The 17,882-nt window shown below is 45.0% G+C and carries 11 protein-coding genes and 2 tRNA genes; 11 read left to right on the top strand and 2 right to left on the bottom strand.

Annotated elements, in window-relative coordinates:
* Positions 1 to 20: 20 nt before the first annotated feature.
* Positions 21 to 761: an HAD family hydrolase gene (locus CC90_RS0109590; RefSeq protein WP_031390554.1), complete on the top strand. Its 741-nt coding sequence runs from the start codon at positions 21 to 23 to the stop codon at positions 759 to 761.
* On the opposite strand, the gene CC90_RS23710 is transcribed toward CC90_RS0109590, so the two are convergent.
* Positions 730 to 1,260 (bottom strand): VanZ family protein, encoded by a 531-nt coding sequence (locus CC90_RS23710; RefSeq protein ID WP_081905933.1) that lies wholly within the window; start codon positions 1,258 to 1,260, stop codon positions 730 to 732. The genes CC90_RS0109590 and CC90_RS23710 overlap by 32 nt on opposite strands.
* A gap of 145 nt (positions 1,261 to 1,405) precedes the next feature.
* A complete protein-coding gene (locus CC90_RS0109575) occupies positions 1,406 to 3,676 on the bottom strand; it encodes a cyclic nucleotide-binding domain-containing protein (RefSeq protein ID WP_031390551.1) in 2,271 nt (756 codons plus the stop codon).
* Between the two features lie 168 nt (positions 3,677 to 3,844).
* Here CC90_RS0109575 and CC90_RS0109570 point away from each other — a divergent pair, with 168 nt between their 5' ends.
* The 10 genes from CC90_RS0109570 to CC90_RS0109520 all read left to right on the top strand — a co-directional run bounded on the left by CC90_RS0109570 (position 3,845) and on the right by CC90_RS0109520 (position 17,876).
* A complete protein-coding gene (locus CC90_RS0109570) occupies positions 3,845 to 4,327 on the top strand; it encodes a hypothetical protein (RefSeq protein ID WP_031390550.1) in 483 nt (160 codons plus the stop codon).
* A gap of 13 nt (positions 4,328 to 4,340) precedes the next feature.
* Positions 4,341 to 4,925, top strand: a complete 585-nt coding sequence (locus CC90_RS0109565; protein WP_031390549.1) for a TetR/AcrR family transcriptional regulator — start codon at positions 4,341 to 4,343, stop codon at positions 4,923 to 4,925.
* 196 nt (positions 4,926 to 5,121) lie between these two features.
* Entirely contained in the window at positions 5,122 to 8,922 is a 3,801-nt protein-coding gene (locus CC90_RS0109555; RefSeq protein WP_031390548.1) for a phosphoribosylformylglycinamidine synthase, read from the top strand.
* 85 nt (positions 8,923 to 9,007) lie between these two features.
* The gene (locus CC90_RS0109550) at positions 9,008 to 10,462 is read left to right on the top strand and encodes a glucosyltransferase domain-containing protein (RefSeq protein ID WP_031390547.1); all 1,455 of its coding nucleotides are present in this window, start codon (positions 9,008 to 9,010) and stop codon (positions 10,460 to 10,462) included.
* Between the two features lie 100 nt (positions 10,463 to 10,562).
* On the top strand, positions 10,563 to 11,759 hold the full coding sequence (locus tag CC90_RS0109545) for a carbamoyl phosphate synthase small subunit (RefSeq protein ID WP_031390546.1): 1,197 nt from the start codon (positions 10,563 to 10,565) through the stop codon (positions 11,757 to 11,759).
* Positions 11,752 to 14,952, top strand: a complete 3,201-nt coding sequence (gene carB / locus CC90_RS0109540) for a carbamoyl-phosphate synthase large subunit (RefSeq protein WP_031390545.1) — start codon at positions 11,752 to 11,754, stop codon at positions 14,950 to 14,952. Before CC90_RS0109545 ends, carB begins: the two co-directional genes overlap by 8 nt.
* Positions 14,953 to 15,060: 108 nt before the next feature.
* Positions 15,061 to 15,744, top strand: coding sequence for an epoxyqueuosine reductase QueH (locus CC90_RS0109535; protein WP_031390544.1), 684 nt, complete (start codon positions 15,061 to 15,063; stop codon positions 15,742 to 15,744).
* Between the two features lie 60 nt (positions 15,745 to 15,804).
* Entirely contained in the window at positions 15,805 to 17,571 is a 1,767-nt protein-coding gene (gene argS / locus CC90_RS0109530; RefSeq protein WP_031390543.1) for an arginine--tRNA ligase, read from the top strand.
* 150 nt (positions 17,572 to 17,721) lie between these two features.
* Positions 17,722 to 17,794 (top strand) — tRNA-Val (locus CC90_RS0109525).
* Positions 17,795 to 17,802: 8 nt separating this feature from the next.
* Positions 17,803 to 17,876: transfer RNA gene (locus tag CC90_RS0109520), tRNA-Met, on the top strand.
* Positions 17,877 to 17,882: the final 6 nt, after the last annotated feature.

The following is a 17,882-nucleotide window of genomic DNA, read 5'->3' as shown; positions in this document are numbered from 1 at the left end:
AGTTGGATAGGAGCGGAAGGATGTATAAGAATTATATTTTCGACTTGTATGGAACGTTGGTGGATATTCGGACGGATGAAAGCAAGGAGAGCTTATGGGAGGGGATGGCAAAGCTTTATGGGAATGAAGGGGCTGCGTATGAGACAGAGGAGCTGAAGCAGGGTTATTTATTGTTATGTAAGGAAGAGGAGGAGAGGCTTCGGCAGGAAAATGGATGCGGGCATCCGGAGATAGAGATTGGAGAGGTGTTTCGGAAGCTGTATGCGAGGAAAAGTGTAAGAGCGGGAGAGGAAGCAGTGACGTATGCGGCGGGGAGGTTTAGGGAATGGTCCAGGGAGTATATGAGAGTTTATGATGGGGCAATAGAAATGCTTGAAGAGCTGAAGAGGATGGGCAGGAGAGTGTTTTTGCTGTCTAATGCGCAGCGATTGTTTACAGCGTCGGAAATTGAGGTATTGGGGCTTGGAAAGTTTTTCGACGATATATTTATTTCATCGGATTATGGGGTGAAGAAACCGGAACGAGCTTATATGGAGCTGCTGCTTAAGAAGCACCGTCTTGAGATAAGGGACTGTATTATGATTGGGAATGAACTCGAAAGTGACATTGAGATAGCTAATGTCTGTGGGATGGATAGTCTGCTCTTACAAGGGAATATGCTGGAGCACTCGGAAAAAGGAACCGCCGCAACATATGTGGCGGCGGAAGGAAATCTTGGATATATTCGTTTTATTTATGATTGGAAAGAGGGCGGAAAATAGTTTTTCGCCCAGCCCAGCCGACGATACGGACAAGGATGATACCGATGAAGATTCCGATGCTGTCAATTGCCACATCGCGGGAGGAAGGGCCTCTGCCGGCAACGAAGGATTGGTGGTATTCATCGAAGGCGGCGAATCCGACACAGAATATTCCCGCGACGATCATGAGGGGGAAGCCTCTGACTCCGTATACATAGAGAGGAAAGGCCACGGTTACTGCTAAGATGAAGTATTCCGTTACATGCCCGAGCTTGCGTACATAGTGGTGGATTCGATCGGCATAATGTTCGATTTGAGCCTTGGAGAAATCCTTATCCAACACTTTGTCTGCGACAGTGACTATTTTGAAGCTGACCTTATAGCTGAGCTGACTGCTTGTAATGCCATTCTGTGCAGAAAGCTGAAATATCATGTACATGACGAGAAGGGCGGGAACAAATGAAAGCGGTCTTAGCACGAGGCGTAACGTTTTCTTTATAAATAATAAAATGTATTTCATAAACATCTACCTTTCAAGGGTGGGCGGTTATCGCCGGAAACAAAAAGCGTATACCATGCAGTATACGCTTTTTGTTTTTGTATGTAAAATTAAATTTTCTTTATAAATTCCGAATACGACGGATAATTCATATTCGTTGTATTTGCTACCTATCCAGATACTCGCGCTGTACTGCGATTTCAGGCGGAACGGGCAAACGGCTCTTTTGCAACTTTTGATAAAGGTTGTTCATGTGGTGAAGCTTCTGAGCGCTGCGAATCCGATACCGGTCCAGAATATCCTTATATAAGGGATTCATCTTCAGTCGTTCGCGTATATCCTTGGAGAACGGGCAGTTAGTAAAGAGAATGTCCCTTGCCACCTTATTGAGACGAGGGGACCCGTTAGCCTCATACATAATCCAAATGATGTAATCCCGTATGAACATTTCCTTGTAACTATTTTTGGCTTTTTGCATTGCGGATTTGATCTTATCTCTGGCATCGGAACTGAGTTCGAGATTCTTTTTATAAAACTGTATGTAGTCGAAGTATTCGCTGGTGAGAGAACGCTCGGAAATATCGTTCCATCTGGCGCCCTGAATGCGCTTGCACATTTCCCAGCGGAATTCCCCCGTAAGCCGCGTCATAATGGTAAGAAGGTCTTCCATCTGGAAAATGGAGGACATAAAGCGTGCAGGGGTAGTGCGGCGTTTTCCTTCGATTTCCTGCCACATAACTCCGCGGATGCCGACATTAGGAAACAAGATAATATCGGGAAGAACCTCCACGTTAACCATTTCCTTCGCAACACCGCCTTCGGGATTGGAATAAATAGTCTCTCGTCCGTATGCGCCGAAATCGATAGAGCGGATTTGAGCGATGGACTCGATGATTTTGTCAGCAGTAACGAGCGTCTGGGATAAATCCTTCAGTACATTGTGGTCGGAAAATACCGGACAAAATGTGGAAATACGGCCAAACGTAATCTTGTTGACAAGAGGGAACATATTTTCCAATTCGAACATAACCTTTTTCGCATTGTTCTTGGAAAGAAGAGTTTCCTGAGCTGCGGTAATCTTGCCCGTTACCTTCATTTCGTGGATGTGCGCCATATAATCGATGTCGAATTCATTACGGCTGGGTTCCTTTTCTCCGTTATAAACTGCTTTTAGCCATTCATAGGCAGTGTATACGTGATTCTCGGGAGAGGAAGGGAAATTCTCTGCGATGGAGTACAGATAAGAAACGTTCTCCATTCCTGCCAGCTCTTCATCCACATATCCGAATTGAAAGAACATCTTCAGTATAGTCGGTATGGACCTATCGTGAAGGCTGACCTGAAAGGCAGATATGTATATCGTGTAAAAAAGCTTTGTAATGTTCATGCGCAGCCTGCGGCTGTCTTCATCAGCAGCATTTTTATCAATCTGCTTCTTATATTCCTCAATATATTTGCGGAAATTGGAGGTAATATCAGGGTCACAGTCCGCATATTCCAGAATAACGTCCAAAGAATGCTCCACGGCTGCGGCATTTTTAGCAAGCTCCGGGTCCTCCATGGGAATGTCTGAACCTCTCTCCTCCATGAAAGCGAGAGTTTCCTTGTAAACGTTGATCCTTTCTTTGTAAAGGTCGTGATCGATGGAGCCAAAACCTTCCATATTAATCATCATACGGCTTATCGCGGCACTTATGGCGGTAGAATCCTCCTCGCGCTGACCGATTCTGAAAAACAGAGTAGTGTATAGATCGAAAAGATCCAGTCTGTTCTCGTTCATGAGCAGTCTGGCAATGTCCGATTTATAATCGTACATAATACGGCAAACGGACATAATTTCAGCAATATCCTGACTGGTCTTCATTAGCAGACCATTTAGATAATCGAAGAAGGGAACGGGAGACAGAGGGAGTGTCTGCGCTACCACTACGGACATGTTCTCGTAAAAGTCGGTGAGCCACTGAGGAATATCCTCTTCCAGTGCCAGAGGCTCTATGGTCTCCAAATCCGGCAGCGCGCGTGGAGATATGCGGTACCGTCCGCTGAGTTTCACGTATTCATTATAGCTGGCCGTTAAGTACTGGTATAGATTACCGCAGTCATATTTGGAGAATTCGTATACCTCCAGAACATTCTTCATCTGTTTATAGCAGGAAGAAGTAACGAGCTGGGCGAAGTTCGGATTTTTGTTGAACATAGCGGAAAGGCCGCCCACACTGTATGGAATGGAAGCAACCGTCACATCATCCGACGCTATATAGGTAAAAATATAAGTATTGAAGTATAGCTCGCAGAGACCTATAATGTCTCCTTTATCCAAAAAAAATTCGCCGTCCGAATATACGGCGCGCACCGTTCCGGTCAAAATCGTATGCAGAGCGTTGAACGGTTGTCCGCTCTCGCAAATTGTAGTACCCATTTTAAATTCTTTTGCCATGTTGCCCCTCCTGATGACATTTTTTTCCTTATATTAATTGTTTATATTATACTAACTTTAGTTATGAAATACAACAGAAGATTCCCTTTTTTGACAAGAGTCGCTGTACTTTTTTTCAATTTATGTTATACTTAAAAAGACTTAGGATAAACTGAGGGGGACAGCTCAATGGAGAAAGACACACTTTACATACAAGAAGTAGTGAATGGATACAGACCTGACGTGGAAAGGCTCGTCAGGTATATTCCGTGGCTCGAATCGAAAACGGGGATCGATGTGTCCAATATTTATAAAGGAGAAGGAATTTCGGAGCACTCAATGGCTTTTCCGGTGTATGACAGCACCCTAATGAGCCTTGTGCAGGATGCGCGAAGAACCAATCTGCTGGACAGGAACTACGCTTATGTTTATTCCAGAAACCGTATAAGAAACGTATCGGATGAACAGAGACTGATAGCGGTCGCTACCATACGCGAAATGGATATGCTAAAGGGTATATTGTCCAAATATATTCTGGGCGGAATGACAAAAGGAAGGCTGTGGACAGAAGGTGTTTCTAACGGTTCCATTTTAAAGGTATTGCTCAAGATGAAGGAAATTCTTGAGTATTGGGATAAACCGATAGGATTAAGCGGGGCAGGGATTGAGTAAGGGGTTCGTATAGATGAGTGAAAAGTCGGCACAGAAGCGAATGTATATATTGGAGACGGCGAGAAAGGTGTTTATGGAGAAGGGCTTTAAGAACGTTACGATGAAGGACATCGTGGAAGCCTGTGACATAAGCCGTGGAGGTCTGTACTTGTATTTTGCCGGTACAGAAGAGATTTTTATGGAAGTGTTGAAGCTGGAGACGGAAGAAACAGATGACGTTTTCTCGGGGAGTATCGGGGAAGATGCTGTGCCCTCCGATATTCTCGCGCTGTTTTTGAAAGAGCAGAAAAAAGAACTTTTGGGCAAGAGGAACAATCTGACAATAGCGGTATACGAATTCTTTTTTGCCAATAAGTTTCCTAAAAAAGATCATTTGTTAAAGCAGCAATTCGATACTGCAGTAAAAATTATAGAGAAGCTGATTGAAGCCGGAGTGGATGCAGGAGAATTCTACTGCGAAGATCCGTTGGGGGCAGCGAGAAATATCATGTATGTGCTGGAGGGGCTGAAAGTAGTCTCCCAGACGAGAGGAATTACAGAGGACGTTGTGGATAGAGAGGTTATGTATATTATGCAGGGCCTTGTTATGGAAGAATAAAATGAGTGGAATGATAAATGCTTCAAAGAGGATACTTTGGGGCATTTTTTATGCCGCCACTTCCCTTTTTCGCAAAATATTTGGATATACCATTGAAAATTAGTCAGGATTCGGTATAATTAAGGATAGTCATCAATTGGAGGATTGCGAGACAATCTTTTCTGATGTTAAAAAAATGGAGGAAAGTAAATTCATCATGGGAAATGTGAAACGCATTTATGTAGAAAAGAAAGAACCCTTTGCCGTAAAGGCGAAAGAGCTGAAGGAAGAAATTCGAAGTTACTTAGGCATATCGGGCGTAAAGGATGTGAGAATGTTCATACGTTACGACGTGGAGAACCTATCAGAAGATACTTTTGAGGCTGCCTGCAGGATTGTTTTTTCAGAGCCGCCGGTGGATATCCTTTATAAGGAGAGTTTCGAGATACCGGCAAGCGGAAGGGTATTCAGCGTTGAGTATCTGCCCGGGCAGTTCGATCAGCGTGCGGATTCCGCAGTTCAGTGTGTGAAATTTTTACGGGAGGACGAGCAGCCTATTATTAAGACGGCAGTTACTTATCTCGTAATGGGAGACGTTTCCGAGGATGAATTTGAAAGAATAAAAGCGTATTGTATCAATCCGGTGGATTCGAGAGAGACGGACATGGTGAAGCCGGATACCCTTGTTACTCAGTTCGAGGAACCGGAGGATGTTTCCGTTCTGGATGGATTTAAGAATATGCAGGAGAGAGAGTTAGAGGAATTATACGAGTCCCTGGGGCTTGCTATGACGTTCAAAGACTTTAAACATATTCATAATTATTTTAAAAACGACGAGCGCAGAAATCCTACCATGACGGAAATCAGAGTGCTCGATACCTATTGGTCCGATCACTGCCGCCATACCACCTTTTCAACGGAGCTTAAGAACGTGGAATTCGGCGAGGGCTATTACAGGACCCCTATTGAAACGACCTATCAAAGCTACCTGGATACGAGGGAAGAGATTTTTAGAGACAGAGAGGACAAGTTCATCTGTTTGATGGATCTGGCCCTTATGGCGATGCGCAAGCTGAAAAGGGACGGGAAATTAAACGATATGGAGGAGTCCGATGAAATCAATGCGTGCTCCGTCATTGTTCCGGTGGAAATAGATTATGGCGAGGGAATGGTAAATGAAGAATGGCTTGTGTTCTTTAAAAATGAGACCCATAACCATCCCACAGAAATAGAGCCTTTCGGTGGTGCGGCAACCTGCCTTGGCGGTGCGATCCGTGATCCCCTTTCAGGACGCGGCTATGTATATCAGGCGATGCGCGTAACCGGTGCGGCAGACCCGACGGTACCCGTAGCGGAGACCTTAAAAGGAAAATTGCCCCAGAAGAAACTGGTACGCGGTGCGGCCAGCGGCTATTCTTCTTACGGCAATCAGATAGGACTGGCAACCGGCTATGTAAAGGAGATTTATCATCCTGACTATGTGGCGAAGAGAATGGAAATCGGTGCGGTAATGGGAGCAGCGCCAAGACGCAATGTTATCCGTGAGAATTCGGATCCTGATGATATCATCATTCTCCTTGGAGGAAGGACCGGCAGAGACGGCTGCGGAGGAGCTACGGGTTCCTCAAAAGTGCATACGGAGAACTCTATCGAGACCTGCGGCGCGGAAGTTCAAAAGGGAAATGCTCCTACAGAACGCAAGATCCAGCGACTTTTTAGAAGAGAAGAAGTGAGCAGGATTATAAAGAAATGCAATGATTTCGGCGCGGGCGGCGTCTCTGTGGCAATTGGAGAACTGGCAGACGGGCTGATTATAGACTTGGATAAAGTGCCCAAGAAGTATGCAGGACTGGACGGTACAGAATTGGCCATTTCAGAATCACAGGAAAGAATGGCTGTGGTAGTAGGTCCTTCCGATGTAGATAGATTCCTTGACTTTGCGGTGGAAGAGAATCTGGAGGCGGTTCCCGTTGCCGTTGTGACTAAAGAGCCGAGGCTCGTTTTAAAATGGCGCGGTAAGGAAATTGTTAACATTAAGAGAGCATTCCTCGATACCAACGGCGCTCATCAGGAAACGAATGTTAAGGTAGATATTCCTGAAAAAGAAGAAAATTATTTCGATTATATAGCGATTCCTTCGGTAAGGGAGAACTTGGAAAAAGAGGACGTGAAAGCGGCATGGCTTGCGGGACTCAATGATCTGAACGTATGCTCCCAAAAGGGATTGGTGGAAATGTTCGACTCTTCCATCGGTGCGGCTTCCGTACTCATGCCTTACGGCGGTAAATACCAGTTGACAGAGACGCAGGTAATGGCGGCGAAACTTCCGGTATTAAAAGGGAAAACGGACGCGGTGACGCTTATGAGCTACGGTTTCGATCCGTATCTTTCTTCATGGAGCCCTTACCATGGGGCAATCTATGCGGTGACGGAATCCATGGCGAAGATTGTGGCAGCAGGCGGGGATTTTAGAAATATCCGCTTTACCTTTCAGGAATATTTCAGGCGTATGACCTCGGAACCGGAACGCTGGAGCCAGCCCTTTGCAGCCCTTTTGGGTGCGTATGATGCACAGATTGGATACGGCCTTGCGTCCATCGGCGGTAAGGACAGTATGTCGGGAACCTTTCAGGATATCGATGTACCTCCTACTCTTGTATCCTTTGCAGTGGATGTGGCGAAGGAGAGCAATATCGTAACACCGGAGCTTAAGGGTGAAGGAAATAAGCTGGTTCAGTTCTGGGTTGACAAGGATGAATACGATATTCCGGTTTATGAAAATGTTATGAATTTGTATCAGCAGATTGCACTGCTTATTGACGATGGAGTCATTGTGTCCGCCTATGCGCAGGATGCCAAGGGACTCGCTTCTTCCATCAGCAAGATGGCGTTCGGCAATAAATTGGGCGTAATAATGTCAGGAGAGTTGTCGGCAAAGGAATTGTTCGAGAACGGCTTAGGCGATATCGTGGCGGAAGTAGAGGCGGATAAGCTGGAGAAATTAATCGAGCTTTCGAATTGCCGTGTAGTAGGCGAAGTGACGAAGGAGCCGGAGTTCATCTATAAGGATGTTCATATTTCTATCGAAGAGGCATTGTCTGCGTGGACCTCCAAGTTGGAAAAGGTATTTCCGACGAAGGCGGCGAAAGAAATGACGCCTGTAGAGTCTCCGCTTCATACGACAGACAAGGTTTATATATGCAAGAACAAAGTGGCGAGGCCTACGGTATTTATTCCGGTATTTCCGGGTACGAACTGCGAATATGACAGTGCGAGAGCGTTTGAGCGCGCCGGAGCGAAGGCAGTGACGAAGATATTCAGAAACTTGACGGCAGAGGATATCAGAGATTCCGTAGAGGTGTTTGAAAAGGCAATCAACGATGCACAGATTATCATGTTTCCGGGCGGATTTTCCGCAGGGGATGAACCGGATGGAAGCGCGAAATTTTTCGCCACCGCATTCCAGAATGCGAAGATAAAAGAAGCGGTCATGAAGCTGTTAAACGAAAGGGATGGTCTTGCTCTCGGTGTCTGCAACGGATTTCAGGCGCTGATCAAGCTCGGTCTTGTTCCGTTTGGAGAAATCGTAGGACAGAAGGAGGATTCTCCGACCCTTACCTTCAATACGATTAACCGTCATATTTCCAAGATGGTATATATGAAAGTAGTATCCAATAAATCGCCTTGGCTTCAGGAAGCAGAGGTAGGCAAGACCTACGCGAACCCGGCCTCTCATGGAGAAGGACGTTTCGTTGCGCCGAAGGAATGGGTGGATAGATTGTTCGCAAATGGTCAGGTAGCTACGCAGTACGCGGATATCGACGGCAATGTTTCCATGGATGAGGAGTGGAACGTCAACGGTTCCTATGCTTCTATCGAAGGAATTACGTCTCCGGATGGAAGATGTTTTGGCAAGATGGCACATGCGGAGCGCCGGGACCGTTCTGTTGCAATTAACATTTACGGAGAGCAGGATATGAAGATATTCGAATCGGGTGTATACTATTTTACAAGATAATGATAAAACCATGGAAAGACATGTTCGGATTTCCATGGTTTTATTTAAAGATTAAATTATCTAAAATAAGAAGTGGAGCTTGGGGATGAAAAAAGAGACAATCAATCAATATTTAATTAATCTAAGTGTATTATTAATTGCTTGGGGAGGGTTATTTCGAAGAAGTTTTAATTGTGATACATTGGCACATATGGTATCAGCAGAAAAAGATATTTTAATTCAGATTCAGGATGGAAGATATTTGACATCTTTGATGGATTATATTCTATTAAAAATGGGATTATCCACTACTACGCATACAGGAGTAACTACGATAGCTGCTCTTTTTTTACTGGCTTTAGGGCTTTGCTTCGTACAAAAGGGATTGCTTGAGAACATTCAAAAAACGTCGATTTCGCAGGAAATGGGTTTTTATGCAATTACAATACTGTTATTTTCCAATGTATTGTTTGGAGAAAACTTAATGTTCAGCGAGTGTGCATTGGTGTTTGGAATGGGATATTTGTTTGCCTCAATAGGTATCTATTATTTCATTAAAAAAAGGAGATTGCTGTCATTTATCTTTTTCCTATTAGCAACGACCGGATATCAGGTTACAGTTGTATATGCGGCCATCGTCTTGTCCGCATATATCCTTTTGGATAATGACTTTAGGATAACGAAAAAGACTGTAGTAGAGGAAATCCTGTGTGGGATTTATACTTTGGGCTCAGGTGCTTTAAATATTTTGAGCTATACTTTACTTGCTTATACTGGGGTAAGCGGAGGGCTGAGAAAGCGCGTAGGAGCAGGAATCTGGATGGATAAGCTGAAAGCAATGGCAGAGATTTATGCAATCCTTTTGAAAAACAGCAAGGGCTTGCTGCCTGACATATGGCTTCCGTTGTTGATTATGGTCTTTTGCATAGGTGTCGTCATCTTCATATTTATTAGAAAGAAGAATAAAATGGCGGTTTTGTATTTTGTGCTTTTTGTTACAGGAATCAACGTGATGATTTTTGTGATTTCTATGTTTCAGCAATATGTCTATCTGCCGCCCAGAATCATTTGGCCGTTTTATGCGGTGCAGAGCATGCTCCTGCTGGTTGCCTTTGCCTGCACGGATGGAAAGCTAAAGACGTTCATATGTTATGTCGGATGTGCGTACCTGATCATACAGATAGTATTTTGTAATGTAATAATAGCGAACAGAACCTTGAGCAATAATCTTGATAAAGTGTATGCGAATATGGTTTATGAAAAGATATTGCAGTATGAAGAGACGGGGAATATACGGGTGACAAAGCTGGCTGTTGTGAATGATGCAGATTGTCCCTTCAGTTATGATGAAGTGCATTACAAAACAGATCAAATCAATGAAAGAGCCCTTGGAACGGTGACAAATACTCTGATGAATGTTGTGAGTGGAAGAAACTTCGAAAAGGTGGATATGGACGAAGAAATTTATAATACTTATTTCTCCGGGAAGAACTGGAATTATTTTGATGCTTCGGAACAGTTGATCATCGAAGGTGATACGGCATATTGGGTAATATTTTAGAATAATATAGTTGAAACATACAAGATGTTGTGCTAAAATAAGATAATTTGGATAAAATTTAGAGAGAGGACGACGGGTGAAAAAAATGAACGTATTTCCAATAAAGTCATTTTTAATTTTGGAGGACGGCACAGTTTTTGAGGGAACTCATATCGGTGCCAAAAAAGAAATCATCAGTGAAATAGTTTTCAATACGTCCATGGCAGGCTATCCGGAAGTACTGACGGATCCTTCCTACGCGGGACAAGCCGTGTGCATGACCTATCCGCTTATCGGTAACTATGGAGTATGCAGAGACGATATGGAATCTAAGAAACCGTGGCCCGATGGATTTATTGTACGGGAATTGTCAAGGATTTCCAGCAATTTCCGCTCGGATATGACGATTCAGGAATTTCTGGAGGAATATGGAGTGCCGGGAATCGCAGGAATCGATACTAGGGCCCTTACGAAGCTTTTACGGGAAAAGGGCACGATGAACGGAATGATTACGACGAGGGAAGATTATGATTTGAATGAAATCATACCCAGATTAAAGGAGTACACCGCAGAGAAAGTGGTGGAAAAGGTAACCTGTGAACATAAATATGAAATAAGGGGTTCCGTCTCTTTGGAGGAAAATGGCGCAGTTTCCGGAAGCGCCAGATTCGATATGGAAGCGTACGAAAAAGGAACCCATGAAAAGAAACCAAGTATGGTAAAAGCCTTAAACGGCGCCGGCAAAAAAGTTGCGCTGTTAGACCTCGGAGCAAAGGATAATATAGCCGATGCTCTCGCGAAGAGAGGCTGTGATGTTACCGTATATCCTGCACTTACAACGTCGGAAGAAATCCTTGCGGCTGCGCCGGACGGCATCATGTTGAGCAATGGACCCGGCGATCCGAAGGAATGCACCTCTATCATAGAAGAAATTAATAAGCTATATCAAACGAACATTCCCATTTTTGCAATTTGTTTAGGACATCAGCTCATGGCGCTTGCGACGGGGGCAGATACTTTTAAAATGAAATACGGCCATCGGGGCGGAAATCATCCGGTAAAAGACTTGCAGACCGGCAGAGTCTATATTTCTTCACAGAACCATGGTTATGTGGTAGATATGGATAAACTCGACCCTAAGATTGCCACGCCGGCATTTATTAATGTGAACGATGGAACGAACGAAGGCCTTTCCTATACCGGCAAGAATATTTTCACCGTACAGTTTCATCCGGAAGCATGTCCGGGTCCTCAGGATTCCGGGTATTTGTTTGACAGGTTTATTGATATGATGAAAGCGAGGAAAGAAGATGCCTAAGAATCCTAATGTGAAAAAAGTGTTGGTTATCGGTTCCGGCCCTATCGTTATCGGACAGGCGGCGGAATTCGACTATGCGGGAACGCAGGCTTGCCGCTCTTTAAAGGAAGAGGGAGTCGAGGTCGTACTGGTAAACTCCAACCCTGCAACCATTATGACAGATAGAGATATTGCGGATAAGATATATATTGAGCCTTTAACGGTCAAAGTCTTAGAGCAGATTATTGAAAAGGAAAAGCCCGACAGTGTTTTGCCCACGCTGGGAGGACAGGCGGGTCTAAATCTCGGCATGGAGCTGGATGAATCCGGATTTCTTGCGAGAAACAACGTAAAGCTTCTGGGGACTACTGCTAAGACGATTAAAAAGGCAGAGGATCGTTTGGAATTCAAGGAGACGATGGAGAAAATCGGAGAGCCCTGCGCGGCATCTCTTGTAGTGGAAAATGTAAAAGATGGTGTGGAATTTGCAAAGAAAATAGGCTATCCTGTCGTTCTTCGTCCGGCATATACGCTTGGCGGTTCGGGCGGAGGAATTGCTGACAATCAGATGGAACTGGAAGAAATTCTGGCCAACGGTCTTCGCCTTTCCCGCGTAAGTCAGGTTCTGGTAGAGCGTTGTATTTCCGGTTGGAAGGAAATTGAATACGAAGTGATGCGCGATAGTATGGGCAACTGTATTACCGTTTGTAACATGGAGAATATCGACCCGGTGGGCGTACATACCGGAGACAGTATCGTTGTGGCTCCTTCACAGACCTTGATGGATAAAGAATATCAGATGCTTCGCAGCTCGTCCCTCAATATTATCAATGAGCTGGAGATCACCGGGGGCTGCAATGTGCAGTTCGCCCTGCATCCTACCAGCTTTGAATATTGTGTAATCGAAGTAAACCCCCGCGTAAGCCGTTCTTCTGCGCTTGCGTCGAAAGCTACCGGCTATCCGATTGCAAAGGTGGCGGCGAAGATTGCTCTTGGCTATACACTGGATGAAATAAAGAATGCGATTACGGGAAAAACCTATGCCAGCTTCGAGCCGACACTGGATTACTGCGTAGTGAAGATACCGCGCCTTCCTTTCGACAAGTTCATTACGGCGAAGAGGACGCTGACCACGCAGATGAAGGCTACGGGCGAGGTCATGAGTATCTGTACGAATTTTGAAGGTGCGCTTATGAAGGCGATTCGCTCGCTGGAGCAGCATGTGGATTGCCTTATGAGCTATGATTTTACAGCACTTTCTAAGGAGGAGCTTCTGGACAGGCTGAAAATTGTGGATGACCAGAGAATTTACGTAATAGCGGAAGCGGTCAGAAAGGGAATTGATTACGATACGATTCACGAGATAACCATGGTAGATCATTGGTTTATCGATAAGATTGCGATTTTAGTCGAGATGGAAGAGGAGCTGAAGAAGGGTCCTCTCACTGTGGACTTGTTAAAAGAAGCGAAGCGCATCGAGTACCCCGATAATGTCATCAGCAGGCTGACGGCCATACCGGAGGCAGATATTAAGAAAATGCGCTATGATAACGGAATCACCGCAGCCTTTAAAATGGTAGATACCTGTGCGGCAGAATTCGCGGCAAGCACTCCCTATTATTATTCCTGCTTCGGAAGTGAAAGCGAGGTAGTAAAAACTAACCCGCTTAAGAAGGTGCTGGTTCTGGGCTCCGGTCCTATTCGTATCGGTCAGGGCATCGAGTTCGACTATTGTTCCGTACATGCTACGTGGGCGTTTTCCAAGGCAGGATATGAGACGATTATCATCAATAACAACCCGGAGACGGTGAGCACCGACTTCGACATTGCGGATAAGCTTTATTTTGAGCCGTTGACTCCCGAGGATGTGGAGAATGTTGTAAATATAGAGAAACCAGATGGAGCAGTGGTTCAGTTCGGTGGGCAGACAGCGATTAAACTGACAGAAAGTCTCATGAAGATGGGGGTTCCCATACTGGGAACGAGCGCGGAGAATGTAGATGCTGCAGAGGACAGGGAGTTGTTCGATGCCATTTTGGAAAAGTGCGATATTCCCAGACCCTCAGGCGGAACCGTGTATACCGCTGAGGAGGCTAAGAAGGTAGCGAACAAATTGGGCTATCCGGTATTGGTGCGCCCCTCCTACGTTCTGGGCGGACAAGGGATGCAGATTGCCATTTCCGATGAGGAAGTGGAGGAATTCATAGAAATCATCAACCGCATCGCGCAGGATCATCCTATTCTGGTGGATAAATACTTGCAGGGCAAGGAGATCGAGGTAGATGCAGTCTGCGACGGTACCGATATATTGATTCCGGGCATTATGGAGCATATCGAGAGGGCTGGTGTCCATTCCGGCGACAGTATTTCCGTATATCCAGCCCAGAGCATCAGTGAGAAAGTAAAGGAAACGATTGCGGAGTATACGAGACGACTCGCTAAGGCGCTGCATGTCATCGGACTGATCAACATTCAGTTCATTGCGGTGGGCGAAGAGGTATATGTTATCGAAGTAAATCCCCGTTCTTCACGAACGGTGCCTTATATCAGCAAGGTAACGGGCATTCCCATAGTGGATCTTGCAACGGATGTTATCATAGGTAAGACGATCCGAGAGCTTGGCTATGAGCCGGGACTTCAAAAGGAAGCGGATTATGTAGCGATTAAGATGCCGGTCTTTTCCTTTGAGAAAATAAGGGGGGCGGAAATCAGCTTAGGGCCGGAGATGAAATCTACGGGAGAATGTCTGGGTATTTCCCAAACCTTTAATGAAGCGCTTTATAAGGCATTTCTTGGTGCCGGTATCAATTTACCGAAATACAAGCAGATGATCATCACAGTTAAGGATGCGGATAAGGGTGAAGCGATTGAAATAGGAAAACGCTTTGAAAAGCTTGGCTATACCATTTATGCTACGAGAAGCACGGCGAATGCACTTAAGGAAGCTGGGATAAATGCCCGCAAGGTAAATAAGATACAGCAGGAATCGCCTACGGTCATGGATCTTATTCTGGGGCATAAGATTGACCTTGTCATCGATACGCCTACACAGGGAAGGGATAAGTCCAGAGATGGATTTCTCATAAGAAGGACTGCAATTGAGACAGGTGTGAACTGTCTGACTTCGTTGGATACCGCAAGAGCGTTGGTTACAAGTTTAGAGCATGTCAATAAGGAAGAAAAGCTGACATTGGTTGACATTGCGTCGCTGTAAATAGGGGGACTGCTGCAAAATAATGGGGAATGATGCCGTTGTTTTGCGGTAGCCTTTTTTGAGCAGGTTATATTCTTCCAACAGTCTTTGGAAGGAGAATAAAATAATATGATAAATTATGCAAAAGAATTAGATAAAATAATAGAAGCACAATTAAAAGAAAGCGAACAGCGAAAGACGCTTCTCCTCCATAGCTGCTGCGCGCCATGCAGCAGTTATGTAATGGAATATTTGCGCGAATATTTCGATGTCACAGTTTTTTACTATAATCCCAACATTACAGAAGATCCAGAATATCGGAAAAGAGCTGAGGAGCAGAAGCGCTTAATCGCAGATTATAACAGGCAGGTAGAGGAGGGAGTATTCGAAAATATGTATTCCACCCTACGCGCACATAAAATTGAGGTAATAGAGGGCGATTATGAGCCGGAGAGCTTTTATCATATCGCCAAGGGCCTGGAGCGCTGTCCGGAGGGCGGAGAGAGATGTCTTTTGTGCTATGAGCTGAGGCTTCGAAAAACCGCACGGCTTGCTGCGGAGAAAGGCTTTGATTATTTCACCACAACGCTTACGATAAGTCCGATGAAGAATGCAGAAAAGCTAAATGAAATCGGTGGGCTTATGGGAAAAGAATTCGGTGTTGCTTTTTTGCCCTCGGATTTTAAAAAGAAAAACGGGTACAAGAGGTCGGTTGAGCTGTCCGGACAGTTTGGGCTGTATAGACAAGACTATTGCGGCTGTGTTTACTCGAAAGCGGAGCAAATTGGCATTGCGAAAATAAGAACGAGATGATAGTATATATAGATGTGAGATGAGGGGTGGCTTCACCCGGTTAAGGAAGGAAGAAATGTAATGAATAAAATTCTTGATGTAATATCAGATGAGATGAAGCGTGCTTTTTTATCGGCAGGATATGCGGAAGAACTGGGGAAGGTCACATTGTCAAATCGTCCCGATTTGTGTGAGTATCAATGTAACGGAGCGATGGCAGGCGCGAAGCAGTATAAAAAGGTGCCGATTATCATAGCGCAGGAAGTGGCGCAGAAGTTAAACGACAGCAAGATATTTGAAGAAGTGATTGCAGTAAATCCCGGATTTTTGAATTTGAAACTGAAGCCGGAATTTTTGAAGGATTATTTGAACCAGATGGCACATTCCTCTAAATTTGGATTGGACATGCCAAAGAGCCCTAAGAAAATTGTAATCGATTATGGCGGCCCGAATATAGCGAAGCCTTTGCACGTAGGCCATCTGCGTTCAGCCATCATCGGCGAGAGTATAAAGCGTATCGCGCGATATGCGGGACACGAGGTAATCGGAGATATTCATCTGGGTGACTGGGGCCTGCAAATGGGATTGATTATTACAGAGCTTCAGGAGCGTTACCCGGAGCTTGTATATTTCGATGAAGCTTTCAACGGAGAATATCCTAAGGAGGCGCCTTTTACCATTTCGCAGCTGGAGGAAATCTACCCTACGGCCAGCGGCAAGTCTAAGGAAGACGCTTCTTACAAGGCGAAGGCCATGGACGCTACATTCAAGCTTCAGAGTGGAGTGAGAGGGTATCGTGCTCTTTGGAAACATATTATTAACGTTTCGGTAGCCGACTTGAAGAAAAATTACCGCAATCTGAACGTGGAATTCGATCTTTGGAAGGGCGAATCCGACGTTCATGATTTGATTCCCCATATGGTAGAGGATATGAAGGAAATGGGATACGCATATATAAGCGATGGTGCTCTGGTGGTAGATGTTAAGGAAGAATCGGATACGAAAGAGATTCCGCCCTGCATGATTTTAAAATCCGACGGCGCATCCCTTTATAATACTACGGATCTGGCGACAATTATGGAGCGTATGAACCGGATACACCCGGATGAAATTATTTATGTTGTGGATAAGCGTCAGGATTTATATTTCGAGCAGGTATTCCGCTGCGCGAGGAAAACAAAGCTGGTACAACCGGAGACAAAGCTGTATTTTCTTGGATTCGGTACGATGAACGGCAAGGACGGTAAGCCATTCAAGACGAGAGAGGGCGGCGTGATGCGCTTAGAATCGCTGCTTTCCGAAATCAATGAAGAGATGTATGGTAAAATCACGGAGAACCGTTTGGTACCGGAAAAAGAGGCAAGGGAAACTGCTCGTGTAGTGGCTCTGTCTGCGATAAAATACGGCGATTTATCCAATCAGGCGTCGAAGGATTATATTTTCGATATGGACAGATTTACTTCTTTTGAAGGGGATACGGGTCCGTATATTTTGTATACAATCGTGCGCATTAAGTCCATTTTGACCAAATATAAGGAAATGGGAGGCTCGTTGGTGGAGGTAGTTCTTCAGGAGCCCACCGGAGAGTCGGAAAAGAATCTGATGCTTCAGCTTGTAGGTTTCAACGCCATGATGGAAAGCGCCTATGAAGAAATTGCGCCCCATAAGGTGTGTGCCTATATTTATGATTTGGCGAATGCGCTTAACCATTTTTATCATGAGACGAAGATATTGACGGAAGAGGATCCTTCCAAGAAAGAAGGCTTTATAGCGCTTCTCGTATTGACGCGTGATGTACTGGGAACATGTATCGATGTGCTCGGTTTCCAAGCACCGGAGAGAATGTGATATATCCTCCGGTATAGGAATTGTCAGGAAAAATCAGATTGCTGAAAAAAGTTAAAATTTTGCTGAAAAGTTTCAGAAAATCCCTTGACAAGCAGGGGAATAAAATTGTATACTAGCAAAGCGGGTTGCGGAAAGCAACCTAACAAATGTGGGATCTTAGCTCAGCTGGGAGAGCATCTGCCTTACAAGCAGAGGGTCATAGGTTCGAGCCCTATAGGTCCCATATTATATGGCGAGATAGCTCAGTTGGCTAGAGCATACGGTTCATACCCGTAGTGTCGAGGGTTCGAATCCCCCTCTCGCTACTCTTG

This window comes from Kineothrix alysoides (assembly GCF_000732725.1).
Classification (GTDB): Bacteria; Bacillota; Clostridia; order Lachnospirales; family Lachnospiraceae; genus Kineothrix; species Kineothrix alysoides.
The sequence above is the reverse complement of the archived record's forward strand: the minus strand, read 5'-3'. Positions and strand labels throughout refer to the sequence as shown.